Here is a 13,968-nt window from a genome sequence, read left to right as displayed (position 1 = left end):
CGGGCTCGGCGGTCAAGGTGCAGCTGGTCTACCCGTCGCCGCTGTGGCGGGCGCACGGCCTGTCGGGCTGGTCGGTCAGCGAACGCGGGCCGCTGCTGTCGACCGTGGACGATTCGCCGGCGGACGGCTCGGTCGGGGTGCTGACCGGATTCGTCACCGGGGCCGAAGCCCACCGGTACGCCGCGCTCCCCCTCGCGACTCAGCGGGCTGAGGCGACCGAGCAGGCCGCCGCGCTGTTCCCGCAGCTGCCTGCGCCGATCGCCGTCCACGTCACCGACTGGGTCACCGACCCGCACAGCCGGGGCTGCTACGCCGCCCTCCTCGGGCCGGGCGACTGGATCCGGAGCGGCCCCCATCTGACCCGCCCGCACGGCCGCGTCCACTGGGCCGGCACCGAGACGAGTACCGAGTTCTTCGGGCTCATGGAAGGCGCGATCCGCTCCGGGCACCGAGCGGCCGCGGAAGCAATTCTCACCCCCACTGATCCCACCCTTGGAGGGTCGCGATGAGCGACAGTCCGATCGCCCCGCTCGCGGTGCGCGAGCAGTTCATGACCGAGCCCGGCCTCGGCGCCGGCAACTTCCTCGAGTACGCCGTCCGGCACAACCCGAACCGGGCGGTGCCGGTGGTGTACAGCCACACCACCGATCATCGCGGCGAGGTGGTCCTGCGCGGGCACAGCCTGCAGGACCTCGCCACCCTGCGCGACCGGTACGCCAAGTGGTACCACGCCAACGGCGTACGCCCCGGCGAACCGGTCGGCATCGTGGTCGCCGAAGGACTCGAACCGCTGCTGCACTACCTGGCGTTGACCGCGCTCGGCGCGATTCCGGCCGCGATCAACGACGCGATGCGGCCGGACGTCATGATCCGGTACCTGAACCACGTCGGCGTGGTCGGCATCGTGGCCGACGACACCACCCGGCTGGCGACGGCGTACCGGGCGGATCCGCAACGGCGGCCGCGCTTCCTCGCGCTCGCCGCCGAGGTCGCCGCGTTCGACGCGGACTCCGTCGCGCTGCCGGAGGCGTACCCGTATCAGCACCAGCCCGACGACGTCTGCGCGCTGATCCACTCCTCCGGCACGACCGGCACGCCCAAGTCCACGACGCTGAGCCACCGCAGCTTCTGGGACGGCAAGCAGGACCGGATGACCCGGTTCCCGGCCGAGCCGTACGACCGGCTCATGTCGCTGATGCCGCACACGCACGCGGGCGGGCTCAGCTACTTCCTCACCGCCGTCCTGATCGGGCTGCCGACCGTGGTCATGGGCGACTGGCGGCGCGCCGCGGTCGAGCCGGTGATGGAGGCGTTCCAGCCGACCATGCTGGCCTCGTTCCCACGTACCTTCGTCGAACTGGCCACGGGCGAGCTGCCGGTCAAGGGCGCGGCGAAGGTGCACTCGTGGTTCAACACCGGCGACTCCGCCCACTTTGGACACATCCGCCGCCTGGTGACCCTCGGCGAACGCCCGGCCGGGCTGATCAAGCCGTGGCTGCTGCCCAAGGAGGCGGCCGACGAGGCGGCGCTGCCCGGCTCTCAGTTCGTCGACGGGCTCGGCTCCTCGGAGATGGGGATGGCGCTGTTCGGCGGGCTGTGGACGCCGGAGACGCCTCGCAACGACCGCTGCGTGGGCAAACCCCAGCCCGCCGTACGCCAAGCGGCGGTGCTCGACGACGACGGAGCCGAGCTGCCGGTCGGCACGGTCGGTCTGCTGGCCGTCCAGGCGCCCTCGATCACGCCCGGCTACTGGAAGAACGACCGGCTCACCGACAGCTTCCGGCTCAACGGCTACTGGCTGACCGGCGACGTCGCCCGGGTGGACGCCGACGGCAACTTCTATCACCTCGACCGCACAGTCGACGTCATCGACACCCTCGCCGGCCCGGTCTACAGCCTCGGGCTGGAGGAGGTGCTACTCGCCGACTGCGCCGACGTCGTACTCGACTGCTCGGTCGTCGGGGTGCCCGCGCCCGAGGGTGGCCAGCGTCCGATCGCGGTGGTCCAGCTCCAGGCGGGCGCCGACTCGACCGCCGAGGCCGTGCTGGAGAGAGCGAACAAGGAACTCACGGCAGCTGGGCTTCCGTCCCTGGCCGCGGTGCTCATCGCCGACCCGGCGGCCGGCTTCCCGCTCGGGCCGACCGGCAAGGTGCTCAAGCGCGAGCTGCGTACGCGGCACGCCACATTGCTCACCGCTTGATCCGCACGTCTCCCACCCCCCGACTGGTCAAGGAGAACCAACCATGTCTCGTTACGACTGGGGCGACACCCACCCCGGCATCGAACGACTGAAGGCCGCCATCACCCCCGCTCGCGACAAGGTGGTCGGCCACCCGCTCTACGCCGCGCTCGACAGCCACGAGGCCATCACCACCTTCATGACGCACCACGTGTACGCCGTGTGGGACTTCATGTCGCTGCTCAAGTCGTTGCAGCGGCAGCTGACCTGCGTCGACCTGCCCTGGGTGCCGACCGGGCCGACCGGCAGCCGCCGCCTGATCAACGACATCGTCCTCGTCGAGGAGAGCGACGAACTGCAGGGCGGCTTCATCAGCCACTTCGAGCTGTACCTCGGCGGGATGTCCCAGTCCGGCGCGGACCGGACTGCCATCGACGCCTTCATCGAGCTGTTGCGCGACGGCAAGGACGTGCTCGACGCGCTGGAGGCGGCGGACGTGCCCGCCTCGTCGGCGGAGTTCGTGCGGACCACCTGGAAGTTCATCCAGGAGGCGCCGGTGCACTGCCAGGCCGCCGCGTTCGCGTTCGGCCGCGAGGACCTCATCCCTGACATGTTCGAGCAGGTCGTGAAGGTCAACGCGCACCAGGACGGCAAGCTGGACACGTTCGTGGACTACCTCGCCCGGCACATCGAGGTCGACGGGGAGGAGCACACCCCGATGGCCATGCAGATGCTCGCCGACCTGTGTGGCGACGACGACACCAAGTGGGCCGAGTGCGCCGAGACGGTGAACAACGCGCTCGCCGCCCGGGTCCGGCTCTGGACGGGAATCCTCGCCGCCATCAAGTAGCGCACATCGAAATGGGCTCCGGCAGAACGCCGGAGCCCATTTCCGTAGGTCGGTTGTCGTCAGCGGAGCCAGGAACTGGTGAGGTCGAGGATGCTCGCGCCGGACGGGTCGGCGAGCTTGCGAGCGACGTACCGCCGCGCGTACTCGCTGGTCTGGATCCGCAGCGGAGGCCGCTCGCAGGTGAGGACGTCGAGCACGACCGAAGCGACCTCCGCGGCCTCCTGGGCGCCCTCGATCGCCCCGCTCGCCACCCACCGCCGGTACGCCCGGAACGCCTCGGCGTAGCAGCCGGACCGGGCGAGCAGGGCGAGCGGATCCGCCCGGGCGCTGGCGACGAACGCCGTGTCGAGCACCGCTGCGGGTTCCACAAGGGACACCGCCACGCCGACCTCGGCGGCGACCGGGGCCAGCGCCTCCATGAAGCCTTCGACGGCGAACTTCGCGGCCGAATAGCACTCGTTGAACGGCTGCCCGATCACGCCCCGGACGCTGCTGATGGTGACGAGCCGTCCCCGGGTGGTACGCAGATGCGGCATCGCCGCCCGGCTGACCGCGACGACGCCGAAGAAGTTCACCTCCATGCTCTGCCGCAGGTCGTCGGGCGTACCGAGTTCGAGGGTCGGCGCGATGGCGGCGATCCCGGCGTTGTTGACGACGGCGTCCAGCCGGCCGTGCAGGGCGATGACGGATCGGACGCATTCGGTCACCGACTCGGGGTCGGTCACCTCCAGGCTGACCACGTCGACGCCGACGCCGGCCTGCTCGGCCGCTTCCCGCAGGGCGAGGTCGCCGTCGGGACGGCGGACGGTGGCGACGGTGGCGAACCCGGCCCGGGCGGCGGCGATGGCCGTGGCCAGGCCGATCCCGGAGGACGCCCCGGTGACGAGGACGGTCTTCATCAGGCGCTGGCCTCCACGGTGGAGCGCTGCGGCGGGGCGGCCGCCATCGGCGCGGCGGTCGACAGCAGGCGTTGCATGCCGCCGAGCGGCACGATCGAGGCGATGCCGATGACGGTCGCGGCGAGCATGGCGTACTTGGCCGCGTCGAGGACGCCGATCTGCGCGGCGAGCCGGGTGACCGCCCAGCCGCCGACGAAGGTGCTGATCGGGATGACGCCCCAGGTGATCGTCCGGTACGCCCCATGGATGATCGCCTGGTCGGCGACGGGCACCCGGGCCTGGCGTACGGCCGCGCTGTTGATGTTGTACCAGGCGAAGAAGAAGCCGTACGCGGTGAGCGTCGTCGCCAGCACGATCGCGCCCGGGAACCGGGGCACGAACAGCAGCCCGAGCCCGGAGGCGGAGTGGGCGACCATCGACAGGGCCAGCATCCGCCCCGAGCCGACCCGTTGGCTGACCTTCGGGGCGATCAGCGCGCCGAGGATCGAGCCGCAGGCGGCGACCGACATCACCGCGCCGAAGGCGCCGGCGCTCATGTGCAGCCCCTGGTACGCCAGCACAGGCATCTGGGTGACGAAGATCGGCCCGCCGATGTTGGCCAGCAGGGTGCCGGCCGTGCTCCGGCGCAGCACGGGATCGCTCCAGTTGCGCCGCATCCCGGTCACCGACCGGGCCAGGATCCGCTGGTGCGTACGCTCCCGCTGGGCGAACGGGCGCATCGCCCGGATGGTGACCGCCGACGCCAGGTAGGTGGCCGCGTCCACCAGCAACGAGAACACCCCGAGCCCCTGGTAGAGGGCGCCGGCCAGGGCGGGCCCGCCCAGCTCCGACACCGTACGGCTGGCTTCCATGCGGGCGTTCGCGCGTACCAGCTCGCCTTTGTGAACGATCGTGGCGACCGCGGGCATGTAGCCGATGTTGAAGAAGACCGTGGCCGCGCTGACCACCGCGACGCAGCCGAACAGGAGCGGGACCGACAGCACCCCACGCCAGTACGCGACCGGGATCGCGGCGATGGCCGCGAACCGGATCAGGTCGCAGGCGATCAGCATGCGGCGCATGTCCCACCGGTCCGCCAGCGCGCCCGCGACCAGGCTGAGCAGCGGGATCGCGAGATACTGCGCGGTGCTGACCAGACCGACCTGGAACGCCGACGAGCCGAGCAGGAACACCATCGTCGCCGGGACGACGAACATGGTGACCCGGTCGCCGACATAGCTGACCGTCTGACCGGACCACAACAGGTGGAAGTCCCGGCTCAAGCGAGCCGGGACCTCGACGTCGGCGGCGGCCATCAGGCTCGCACCACGAGATCGGAGATCTTGCCGGTGCGATCGTTGCCGATGAGCTTGTCGACGACGGCCACCTCCAGCGCATGCGGATTGCGCTGGAACACGATGCTCGGCCCGAACGCCGACCCGACGACATGCTCCCGGACCCGGTCGGCCAGCCCGGCGGTCTCCGCCGCGGGCAGGACCAGCACTTCCAGCACCGGCCCGTTGTCCGTGTCGGTGACCATGAGCTGGGCGCGGGCCACGCCCGGCAGCGCGCCGAGGTCGCCGACGAAGTCCGCGACGTTGAGCAGATGGCCGCGGAACTTGATCAGCCCGTCCCGGCGGCCGAGCACCTGGACCGCCGCGCGGGGGTCGCCACACGAGCACGTGACGATCCGCCCCGCGTCGCCGGTCCGGTAGCGCAGCACCGGGTTGAGCACCTCCGGGCTGAGGCAGGTGAAGTCGAGCAGATCGTCCTCGCCGATGCCGACGAGCTGAGTGGGCAGGGGGTGCCAGGTGTCGGCGGCGCACTCCGGCGTGTTCGTGCCGATCACCCAGGTCTCGGTGCTGCCGAACATGCCCCACCGGCGCGCGTTCGGCGCGACCACCGGCAGGTCCTCGTCCAGCTGCCTGTCCCACCCCTCGCCGAGCCACAGCACCGACTTCAGGTCCGGCAGCTTGATCCCGGCCTCGCGGGCGTGGCCGAAGACCAGGCGCAGGACGCTGGGCGTACCGCCGAACGAGGTGACCTTGCGCTGGGCGAAGAACTCCAGCCACGGGGTGTACTCGTCCTTGGTCATCGCGCCGAGGTTCATCGCGACGCACCCAGCGTGGTCCACATAGGAGTTGACGAGGAAGTGGGCGCCCCACATCTTCCCCGCGCTCCAGCCGTTGACGAACACGTCGTCCGGGCCGAGCGCCTTCCACTGGGCGTACACGTCGTGCATGTAGAGCCCGGTCGGCGCGTAACCGACCTGCGGCGATCCGGTGCTGCCGCCGCTCTGGAAGACCCACGTCGCGCCGCTCGCGGCGCGAGGCTGGAGCTGCCGCAGGGCGACCTGAAGGTCTTCCTTGAGCATCACCGGAACGCTCTCCAGCTGCTCCAGCGTCGCCACGCCGCCGACACCCTGGTAGCGGGACGCGAGCGGCTCCACCGACCGCAGCTGGGCGACCAGGTCCGCGATGCGGTCCTGGTGCGCGCCGGTCAGGCTGTCACTGACGAACTCAGGCATGGGTGACCTCCTTCAGCTTGTGGCCCAGCCACCTCGTGTGGCCACGCCGGTACGCGCGGAAGCGCGCCTCGATGATCGAGCGCTGCCGGCGGACCACCTGGGGCGAGTCGTGATCCGGGCAGACGATGGCGGCGTCCGGTTCGATCTCGGAGAACCAGAAGCGCTTCCCGTCGTGGAGGAAGTCGACCGCCAGGAACGGGATGGGCACCCGGTCGGCGAAGTACTCCAGGGCGTCGGCCAGTTCGGTCGGCAACGGCACGTACTCCTGCCGGCCGCCGCGGCCGTAGTTGGCGACATAGGTGCCGCTGGCGGGCGTACGCCGGGCGACAGTGTGCGGCTTGCCGTCGATGAGGTAGACCCGGTAGTCGATGGTGTTCGCGCCGAGATAGGGCTGGAGGGCCAGCGTCGTCTCGCCGCCCTGCGCCAGCGACAGCAGCCCGCGCAGGTCCTCCAGGTTGTGGGCCATGCAGATGCCCCAGCCCGCACACCAGCCGGTGGGCTTGACGATCACCGGGAAGGTCAGGTTCGCCAACGCCGCCTCGTGGAAGCCGTGCCCCAGATCGCGTCCGGTGCCGATGCGTACGGTGGGAATCGGCGGGATCGGCGAATCCTTGAGATGCAACAGCGTCGCCAGCTTGTCGTTGACCGTCGCCGACAGCCACGGCGGCGACGGCAGGTAGAACCCGGAGTTCTCCAGAACGGCGTAGAGGGCGTACTGGTTGAAGACGTCCATCGCCTGATAGGGCAGCGAGTACAACGACGTCACGAACAGCGTGTCGGCCGGCGTCACCGGCTCCCCCGCCACGAACACGCGAAGGTTGCCCGGGTCCGTCCCGTCGACCGCGACGTCGTCGGGCGGATGCGACTCCCAGCTCAGCCCCAACTCGGCGGCGACCTCCGCGTACGCGTCCCAGAACGCGCGGTGCCACTTGGGCGTCGCCCGGGTCGACTCCCGATCCGGGAACAGCCACACCATCCGGCGCAGCGTGCCCCGCTCGTCATGCAGTTCCATCCTCGTCCCCTCTGTCCCTCTCGGACGGCTGACGGGTCTCCTTATCGGACGGCTGAACGGTTTCCTCGCCGGACGGCTGAACGGTTTCCTTGCCGGACGGCTGAACGGTTTCCTCGCCGGACGGCTGACGGGGCACTACGGGCAGTTGGATGCTCTGCCCGCGGAACTCGGCGACCACCGGCCCGCCGAGGCGGCGAACCGTGCAGTCGTAGACCCCCGTACGCCCCTGCCGGGCCCGCTCGACCGCCTCGGCCTCCAGCACGTCGTCCGCGTACGCCGGAAGCAGGAACGTGATCTGGGCGTGCTGCGCCAACGCCACCGGTCCGTGACTGTTGGCGGCGTACGCGAAGGCGGCGTCGGCGAGCAGGAAGATGTATCCGCCATGGACCACGCCTTGGCGGTTGAGCATGTCGCCCGTGGTGCCGAGACGGAGCCGGGCGTGCCCGGCCCCCAGCTCGATCAGCTCGACACCGAGCGACCGGCCGACCGGGTCCAAAACGTCGGTACGCGACATCGAGCCTCCCCACACCACGTCTCACACGGGTGCGGGGAGTCTCACCGGGAGCGCTACGGATTCACTGCGAATCCGCTACGAAAGCGGTCGCTTCCGCGGCACCGCTCCCGCGGCACCGCTTCCGCGGCGCCGCTTTCGGGGCAGATCAGGGATCCGGGTCGAATCTTGGGCCATGATTCGACCTAGAACCCTGATCCAGCGCCCGAAGCGAGCGGCCGGAAGAGACGGGTCAGCCGAACAGGACGCTGACCGACTCGCCGTTGTGGATGCGGCGCATCGCCTCGGCGAGCGCGGGCGCGACCGAGATGACGGTCAGCTTCGGGATGCGCTTCTCCTTCGAGATCGGCACCGTGTTGGTGCAGACGATCTCCTCGACCCCGGGCTCCTCGGCCAGCCGGTCGACGGCGCCCGCCGTGAACAGACCGTGCGTGCAGGCGATCCGGATCGTCCGGACGCCTCGCTCCCGCAGGTGCTTGAGCAGCTCGATGGTCGTGGTGCCCCGGGCGATCTCGTCGTCGAGGACGATCACGTCCCGGTCGGCGACCTCGCCGATGATGGCGCTGATCTCCACCCGGTCGTCGCTGAAGCGCTGCTTCGCGCCCGTCGCCACCGGTACGCCGAGCAGCCGGGCGAACGCCGCCGCCTCCTTGGCGTTGCCGAGGTCGGGCGAGACCACGACGGTGTTGCTCAGGTCGTAGCCCTGGAAGTGCCGGGCCAACTCGCGCAGCGCGTGCAGATGATCCACCGGCACACTGAAGAAGCCGTGCACCTGCGGAGAGTGCAACGCCATGGCGAGTACGCGGCTCGCCCCGGCGGCGACGAGCAGGTCCGCCACGAGCCGTCCCCCGATGGAGATCCGCGGTGCGTCCTTCTTGTCCGATCGCGCGTACGCGTAATGCGGGATGACCGCCGTGATCCGGCTCGCCGAGGCGCCCCGGGCGGCGTCGATCATCATCAGCAGTTCGACGAGGTGATCCTGGGTCGGTGGGACGAGTGGCTGGATGAGGAAGACGTCGCGTTCGCGGACGTTCGCCTGCAACTGCACCTCGAGGCAGTCGTTGGCGAAGCGGGCGAGGCGGGACGGCAGCAGCGGCACTTCGAGTTGATCACAGATCTCCTCGGCCAGCTCGGGATGGGCACTTCCGGAAAAGACCGCGATGTCGCGCACGAGGTCAGCCTAACCGGCGGGCGTACCCCGGCTGAGCAGGACCACCGTGTCGAGGACGCGATGCCAGTCGAGGTCGCTCAGCGGCCGCCCGGCGAGCGCGCCGAGCCCCGCCATCGCGCTCAGCAGCCGCTCCCGGGCGGCCGGCGGCAGCTGTCGCGCCTCGGCCCGGAACCTCGGCCCCTGAGCGAACTCGACCAGCGACTCGGGCAGCCCGGCGCCGCTCTCGTGCTCGTCCTCGACCAGGTCGATGCGCAGTTTCGTCCCCAGGGCCGAGGCCAGCGACGCGATCGCCGACAGCGTCGGATTGCCCCGGCCGTTCTCCAGGTTCGCGATATACGGCACGGACAACCCGGCGTCGGCCGCGACCGACGCGATCGTCCGCCCACCGGCCGCCCGCCGGGCGCGCAGCCGCCCGCCCAGCTCATCTATCTCCACAAGACACATCTTGCCACAGACTGTCTTGTGGGAATACCCTCCCGGTTATGCGACCGCTCCTCACGCGGCACCCCGGCTTCCGTCTCCTGTGGACCTCGGCCACCGTCTCCGCGCTCGGCTCCTGGCTGCTCACCATCGCCGTGCCCGTCCAGGTCTACCGCCTCACCGGCCAGGCGAGCGCGACCGGCCTCGCCCTAGCGCTGCAAGCGGCACCCGCCGTCCTGCTCGCCCCCTGGGCCGGCGTCCTCGCCGACCGCTTCGACCGCCGGCGCCTGCTCGTGGCGGCCCACCTCGCCGCCGCCCTCGCCGTCCTGACGATGCTGCTCCCCGGCGGAACGACCCCGATCTACATCGGACTCCTCCTGGAGACGTCGGTCGTCGCCTTCCTCCAGCCCGCGATCCGCGCCCTCACCCCACAAGTCGTCCCAGCCGACGCCGACCTGATCGCGGCGACTGCCACGACCTCCGTCACCCAGTCCGTCCTGCGCCTGGCCGCCCCCATGCTGGGCACCGCACTGCTGACCCAGGGCGCATTCACCCACGTCGTCCTGCTCGACGCCGCCAGCTATCTCGTCGCCGCCACGCTGCTCGCCCGCCTGCGAGTCACGTCGGCATCGCCTGCCGTCTCCGGCCCGGTCGGCCTTCGCGCTGGTCTCGCCTACCTTGCTCGTACGCCATTGCTGCGGGGCTTGGCGGTGACGACGTGGGCGTACTGGACGGCGAACGCCGCCCTCACGGCATTGCTCATCCCGTTCCTCGCCGAACTACTCGGCGAACCGCCCCAGACGCTGGGCCTGCTCGTCACCGGCCTCGGCGCCGGCTACCTTCTCGGCTCAGCGCTCTCCGGCCGGCTGCTCCCCCGCTTCTCCACGCGTACGCTGCTGACGTTCTCCTATCTGGTGGTCGGGGCCAGCTTCCTCGTCCTGTTCACCGCACCGAACCTGCCGATCGCGCTCGTTGCCATCACTGCGGCGGGCGTGCCGGGTGCGATCGCCGTGACGGCCACCCACTACCGGCTCCAAGCCGCAACCCCCGACGCCGTACGCGGTCGAGTCCTCGCGGCGTTCTACGCCACCGACTCCCTGGCGGCCCTGACCGGAGCACTCCTCGGCCCGCTCGTCGTCACTTGGACGGGACTGTCCGGCGCGCTGACGATCTTCAGCGCCACCGTCCTGCTGACCGCCCTGCTCGCCGCAATCGCCTTGCCCGGCAACGCTCGACGAGTCCCCCCGCCAAGGCGGCGGTCGACTACTCCCGTTCCTGCTCCTGATCCAGCCCGTCGAACACATGACGCAGGATCAGCCGGCTGATTCCCGGCAGAAGCTATCGATCTGGATGAGGACCAGGTCGCCAGAACTCACCCCAGCGCTCTCCTCGCTGGTGAGGTGATCCACCTCGGAGGGCTGCTTACCAGCAGGTGCTGACCAGAATCGTCTCCAGCAGTGGATCCGTGTCCGGCCAGTCCGACGACGGCGGCTCCGGCTTCCAGTCGAGGGCGCCGGTGCCAGCCGGATGGTGGTCACGGTCCTCCCTCATATCGATGGGGCCGGGTCGGCGCGCAGGCGGCTGTAGAGGTAGCCGTCATGCCACGCCCCGGCCCGAAATTCGCACGCGCGAACGGTCCCTTCCAGCTGGAATCCCGCTTTCACCAGCGAGCTCTGCTCCGCCAGGTTCTCCGGATGCGTACCGGCCTGCACGCGTTGCGCGGGAGTGTGAGTGAACAGGTAGTCGCACAGTTGCGCTTGCGCACGCCAGCCGATTCCCTTGCCGCGCCATTCCGGCAGCAACGCGATGCCGATCTCCCAATAGGGCGCGCGGCCGCCGTACGTTCCAGATCGGTAACTGACGAAACCGGCCGTCTTCGCGTCGAACGCCTCGACGATCAGCCGGCCGTCATGCTCACCCAGATAAGAATCGAGGGCGAAGCGGCGGGCCGGCGCTTCGGGGTCGCGGAAACCGGCCCAGTCCAGCCCGATCAACCCGGGCTCCAGGCAGAACCGCCGGAACATCGCCAGGTCGCCCATCGCGACTGGGCGCAAGCTCACCTGGGGGTCGCTCATCCTGCGACGGTACGCCGAAAGCCGGGCTGCGCCCGGTGAGCGAGAAACTCAGCGTACTCGGGGCTGACCAGGCCGGTAACATCCCGTGCCATGCGCAGCAAGATCGAGCTGGACACCGCGATCCGCCAGGACCGGCGGACGGTGCTGCTCGTCAACACCCGATCCCGCCGGGGACGCGACCACTTCGAGCAGGTGTCGCGCCATCTCGACGAGGCGGGCTTCCACCTGCTCGCGCGGTTCGGCTTGGAGCGGCCGGAGCGGTTGCCGGAGGTGCTGGCCGAGGCGCTGGCGCTGGGCCCGGATCTGCTGGTCGCCGGGGGTGGCGACGGCACGATCAGTGAGACCGCGCGGCATCTGGCGCACCGGGATGTGGCGATGGGGCTGCTGCCGCTCGGCACCACCAACAACTTCGCCCGTACGCTCGGCGTGCCGCTGGATGTGGCGGGCGCGCTGGCGTTGCTCACCGAGGGCAAGGTGGCCGACGTCGACCTCGGCGAGGCGGCTGGGCGGATCTTCACGAACCTCGTGTCGATCGGGCTTTCCGCGCAGGTCGCCGAGCATGTCCCGCACCGGCTCAAGCGGCGTCTCGGGCGGGTGGCGTACCCGTTGACCGCGTTGACACGGCTGCCCGCGCATCGGCCGTTCGACGCGGTCGTGACCGCGGGCGGGGAGGTTCGCCGCGTCCGCACGCATCAGCTCAACATCGCCAATGGCAACTCGCACGCGGGCAACCCGATCGCCCGCGACGGCAGTGCGGACGATCGGCTGCTGATGGCGTACGCGCTGGGCCGGCATGGGCGGCGGCATCTGCTCGGGGCGACCCTGCGGCATCTGGTGACCGGGCGGCTCCGCACGGTCGAGGGGTCGCCGTTCCTGGCCGCGCCCGAGGTGCTCGTCGAGACCGATCCGGCGCTCCCGCTGGACATCGACGGCGAAGTGCTGGGGCGTACGCCGGTGCGTGTCCGCATCCTGCCGAACGCGCTGCGGGTGATGGTCGCGGCCGACTTCCCCGACCGCTGACCCACCGAGCCCTTCGGCGCCGCCCCCTTCGGCGCTCCGCCATCGGCGCTGCCCCCATCGGCGGTGCGGTTTTGGCGCTGGATCAGGGTTCCGGGTCGAATCTTGGCCCATGATTCGACCGAGATCCGTGATCCAGCGCTGAGCGAGCGCGATGCGCGATGATCAGGAGGCGGCGAGGTCGCGGGTGGCGGTGTCGCCCGCGTCGTTCGCCTGGGCGAGGAAGTCCGCGATCAGTTTCAGTTCCGCTTCGCTGTAGCCGGCGCAGACGTCGTCCATCGCGGAGTTCATGCCGCTGAACAGGCGGAACATCTCCCGGCCCCGGTCGGGCAGGGCACGGAGGGTCACCGCTCGGCGGTCGACCGGGTCCCGTTCGCGGGCGATCCAGCCGGCCTTCTCCAGCCGGTCGAGGATGCCCGTCAGGGTGGCCGGGTGCAGCCCGGCGCGGCGGGCGAGCGTACTGGGGGTCAGCGGGCCGTTCCGGCTGATCAGGTCCAGGCAGTCGAGGTCGATCTCCTTCAGCTCGACTTTCCCGCTCACCTGCCGGTTCAGCATCGCCAGCTGATTGCGCAGGTCGCGCAGCGAGTCCTTGACCTGTGCGGTCAGCCGCCGCCGCGTACGCCCCTCGCCCGCCGGCTCGTCGTCGGCGGGCTCGTCGCCGCCCGCCCGGGAACGAGATGTTACGTGACTCATATTGTCTGAACCTCAAACTCAACTAGTATGGTTCTCATATGATACGCCGATGAGAGGAAGTAGCAGCGATGTTCCTGGTCACTGGAGCAACCGGCATGGTCGGCCGCGCGGCGGTCCGGCTCCTGGTCGAGCGCGGCGTCAAGGTCGCGGCGGTCACCCGCGATCCGCACGCCGCCCTGCCGCCCGAAGCTCAGCTCGTCCATCCTGATGAGGTTACGGCGCTCGGCGGGGTCGACGGCGTCCTGCTCAGCCCTCGCGCGTTCGGCGATCGGCTGGCCGACGTCGCCGTGCTGCGTCCTGAGCGGATCGTCGTCGTCTCCTCATTGACGATCCCCTACCCGGCCGGGGAGGCCCGGTTCCGCGAGCACTTCATCGCGACGGAGGACGCCGTCCGGGCGATGGGTCCGGAGTGGACGATGTTGCGCTGCGCCGACTTCGCGGCGAACACGTTCACCTGGGCCGGGCAGATCAAGGCCACCGGCACGGTGCGGGGGGCGTACGCCGCCGCGCGTACCTCGACGGTGGATGAGCGGGATCTGGCCGAGGTCGGCGTGCTGGCGCTGACCACCGACGGGCACGCCGGCGAGGCGTACGTGCTGACCGGCGAGCAGTCGCTGAGCCAGGCCGACAAGGTC

16 protein-coding genes are annotated in these 13,968 nt (G+C 70.4%); 6 read left to right on the top strand and 10 right to left on the bottom strand.

All coding sequences use genetic code 11. The features are described from left to right. The 3 genes from AB0M47_RS38350 to AB0M47_RS38340 form a co-directional block, all read left to right on the top strand. On the top strand, positions 1 to 509 hold a 509-nt coding region (locus tag AB0M47_RS38350; RefSeq protein WP_363422968.1), incomplete at its 5' end, for an FAD-dependent oxidoreductase. Next, complete coding sequence (locus tag AB0M47_RS38345; protein ID WP_363422966.1) at positions 506 to 2,200, top strand: class I adenylate-forming enzyme family protein; 1,695 nt, start codon at positions 506 to 508, stop codon at positions 2,198 to 2,200. The genes AB0M47_RS38350 and AB0M47_RS38345, both read left to right, overlap by 4 nt. A gap of 43 nt (positions 2,201 to 2,243) precedes the next feature. Further along, positions 2,244 to 3,029: a DUF3050 domain-containing protein gene (locus tag AB0M47_RS38340; protein WP_363422964.1), complete on the top strand. Its 786-nt coding sequence runs from the start codon at positions 2,244 to 2,246 to the stop codon at positions 3,027 to 3,029. 59 nt (positions 3,030 to 3,088) lie between these two features. Here AB0M47_RS38340 and AB0M47_RS38335 read toward each other — a convergent pair whose 3' ends face one another. The 7 genes from AB0M47_RS38335 to AB0M47_RS38305 all read right to left on the bottom strand — a co-directional run bounded on the left by AB0M47_RS38335 (position 3,089) and on the right by AB0M47_RS38305 (position 9,563). Continuing rightward, positions 3,089 to 3,928 (bottom strand): SDR family NAD(P)-dependent oxidoreductase, encoded by an 840-nt coding sequence (locus AB0M47_RS38335; RefSeq protein ID WP_363422962.1) that lies wholly within the window; start codon positions 3,926 to 3,928, stop codon positions 3,089 to 3,091. Then, the gene (locus AB0M47_RS38330; protein WP_363422960.1) at positions 3,928 to 5,223 is read right to left on the bottom strand and encodes an MFS transporter; all 1,296 of its coding nucleotides are present in this window, start codon (positions 5,221 to 5,223) and stop codon (positions 3,928 to 3,930) included. The genes AB0M47_RS38335 and AB0M47_RS38330 overlap by 1 nt, the downstream gene beginning before the upstream one ends. Further along, positions 5,223 to 6,434: an AMP-binding protein gene (locus tag AB0M47_RS38325; RefSeq protein ID WP_363422958.1), complete on the bottom strand. Its 1,212-nt coding sequence runs from the start codon at positions 6,432 to 6,434 to the stop codon at positions 5,223 to 5,225. The genes AB0M47_RS38330 and AB0M47_RS38325 overlap by 1 nt, the downstream gene beginning before the upstream one ends. Beyond that, positions 6,427 to 7,446: a hypothetical protein gene (locus AB0M47_RS38320; protein WP_363422956.1), complete on the bottom strand. Its 1,020-nt coding sequence runs from the start codon at positions 7,444 to 7,446 to the stop codon at positions 6,427 to 6,429. Before AB0M47_RS38320 ends, AB0M47_RS38325 begins: the two co-directional genes overlap by 8 nt. Beyond that, positions 7,433 to 7,960 (bottom strand): hydroxyphenylacetyl-CoA thioesterase PaaI, encoded by a 528-nt coding sequence (gene paaI, locus AB0M47_RS38315; protein ID WP_363422954.1) that lies wholly within the window; start codon positions 7,958 to 7,960, stop codon positions 7,433 to 7,435. Before paaI ends, AB0M47_RS38320 begins: the two co-directional genes overlap by 14 nt. Positions 7,961 to 8,189: 229 nt before the next feature. Continuing rightward, complete coding sequence (locus AB0M47_RS38310; protein ID WP_363422952.1) at positions 8,190 to 9,128, bottom strand: ribose-phosphate pyrophosphokinase; 939 nt, start codon at positions 9,126 to 9,128, stop codon at positions 8,190 to 8,192. Positions 9,129 to 9,137: 9 nt separating this feature from the next. Then, positions 9,138 to 9,563, bottom strand: a complete 426-nt coding sequence (locus tag AB0M47_RS38305; RefSeq protein ID WP_363422951.1) for a helix-turn-helix domain-containing protein — start codon at positions 9,561 to 9,563, stop codon at positions 9,138 to 9,140. A 47-nt stretch (positions 9,564 to 9,610) separates the two neighbouring features. On the opposite strand from AB0M47_RS38305, the gene AB0M47_RS38300 reads away from it, so the two are divergent. Further along, on the top strand, positions 9,611 to 10,873 hold the full coding sequence (locus AB0M47_RS38300) for an MFS transporter (RefSeq protein ID WP_363422950.1): 1,263 nt from the start codon (positions 9,611 to 9,613) through the stop codon (positions 10,871 to 10,873). Between the two features lie 97 nt (positions 10,874 to 10,970). Here AB0M47_RS38300 and AB0M47_RS38295 read toward each other — a convergent pair whose 3' ends face one another. Both AB0M47_RS38295 and AB0M47_RS38290 read right to left on the bottom strand, forming a co-directional pair. Further along, positions 10,971 to 11,099 carry a hypothetical protein gene (locus AB0M47_RS38295; protein ID WP_363422949.1) on the bottom strand — a complete coding sequence of 43 codons (129 nt, stop codon included), beginning with the start codon at positions 11,097 to 11,099 and terminating at the stop codon, positions 10,971 to 10,973. Then, positions 11,096 to 11,623 carry a GNAT family protein gene (locus tag AB0M47_RS38290; protein ID WP_363422947.1) on the bottom strand — a complete coding sequence of 176 codons (528 nt, stop codon included), beginning with the start codon at positions 11,621 to 11,623 and terminating at the stop codon, positions 11,096 to 11,098. The genes AB0M47_RS38295 and AB0M47_RS38290 overlap by 4 nt, the downstream gene beginning before the upstream one ends. A gap of 90 nt (positions 11,624 to 11,713) precedes the next feature. Between AB0M47_RS38290 and AB0M47_RS38285 the strand changes: the two genes are divergently transcribed. Then, the gene (locus AB0M47_RS38285) at positions 11,714 to 12,643 is read left to right on the top strand and encodes a YegS/Rv2252/BmrU family lipid kinase (protein ID WP_363422946.1); all 930 of its coding nucleotides are present in this window, start codon (positions 11,714 to 11,716) and stop codon (positions 12,641 to 12,643) included. Positions 12,644 to 12,805: 162 nt separating this feature from the next. Here the strand turns inward: AB0M47_RS38285 and AB0M47_RS38280 are convergent, their stop codons facing one another. Beyond that, positions 12,806 to 13,333: a MarR family transcriptional regulator gene (locus AB0M47_RS38280; RefSeq protein WP_363422944.1), complete on the bottom strand. Its 528-nt coding sequence runs from the start codon at positions 13,331 to 13,333 to the stop codon at positions 12,806 to 12,808. A 68-nt stretch (positions 13,334 to 13,401) separates the two neighbouring features. Here AB0M47_RS38280 and AB0M47_RS38275 point away from each other — a divergent pair. After that, the coding region (locus AB0M47_RS38275; RefSeq protein WP_363422942.1) for an NAD(P)H-binding protein at positions 13,402 to 13,968 on the top strand (567 nt) is incomplete at its 3' end.

It is taken from the genome of Hamadaea sp. NPDC051192 (assembly GCF_040682475.1).
GTDB classification, from domain to species: Bacteria; Actinomycetota; Actinomycetes; order Mycobacteriales; family Micromonosporaceae; genus Hamadaea; species Hamadaea flava.
Note: the sequence above shows the minus strand (reverse complement) of the source record. Positions and strands in the feature narration are given on the sequence as shown.

Bases quoted from the DNA above. Each gene is read 5' to 3' on its own strand.
- AB0M47_RS38280 (WP_363422944.1), bottom strand. From the start codon at position 13,333: ATGAGTCACGTAACATCTCGTTCCCGGGCGGGCGGCGACGAGCCCGCC.
- AB0M47_RS38325 (WP_363422958.1), bottom strand. From the start codon at position 6,434: ATGCCTGAGTTCGTCAGTGACAGCCTGACCGGCGCGCACCAGGACCGC.
- AB0M47_RS38320 (WP_363422956.1), bottom strand. From the start codon at position 7,446: ATGGAACTGCATGACGAGCGGGGCACGCTGCGCCGGATGGTGTGGCTG.
- AB0M47_RS38300 (WP_363422950.1), top strand. From the start codon at position 9,611: ATGCGACCGCTCCTCACGCGGCACCCCGGCTTCCGTCTCCTGTGGACC.
- AB0M47_RS38340 (WP_363422964.1), top strand. From the start codon at position 2,244: ATGTCTCGTTACGACTGGGGCGACACCCACCCCGGCATCGAACGACTG.
- AB0M47_RS38330 (WP_363422960.1), bottom strand. From the start codon at position 5,223: ATGGCCGCCGCCGACGTCGAGGTCCCGGCTCGCTTGAGCCGGGACTTC.
- AB0M47_RS38285 (WP_363422946.1), top strand. From the start codon at position 11,714: ATGCGCAGCAAGATCGAGCTGGACACCGCGATCCGCCAGGACCGGCGG.
- paaI (WP_363422954.1), bottom strand. From the start codon at position 7,960: ATGTCGCGTACCGACGTTTTGGACCCGGTCGGCCGGTCGCTCGGTGTC.
- AB0M47_RS38295 (WP_363422949.1), bottom strand. From the start codon at position 11,099: ATGAGGGAGGACCGTGACCACCATCCGGCTGGCACCGGCGCCCTCGAC.
- AB0M47_RS38290 (WP_363422947.1), bottom strand. From the start codon at position 11,623: ATGAGCGACCCCCAGGTGAGCTTGCGCCCAGTCGCGATGGGCGACCTG.
- AB0M47_RS38345 (WP_363422966.1), top strand. From the start codon at position 506: ATGAGCGACAGTCCGATCGCCCCGCTCGCGGTGCGCGAGCAGTTCATG.
- AB0M47_RS38335 (WP_363422962.1), bottom strand. From the start codon at position 3,928: ATGAAGACCGTCCTCGTCACCGGGGCGTCCTCCGGGATCGGCCTGGCC.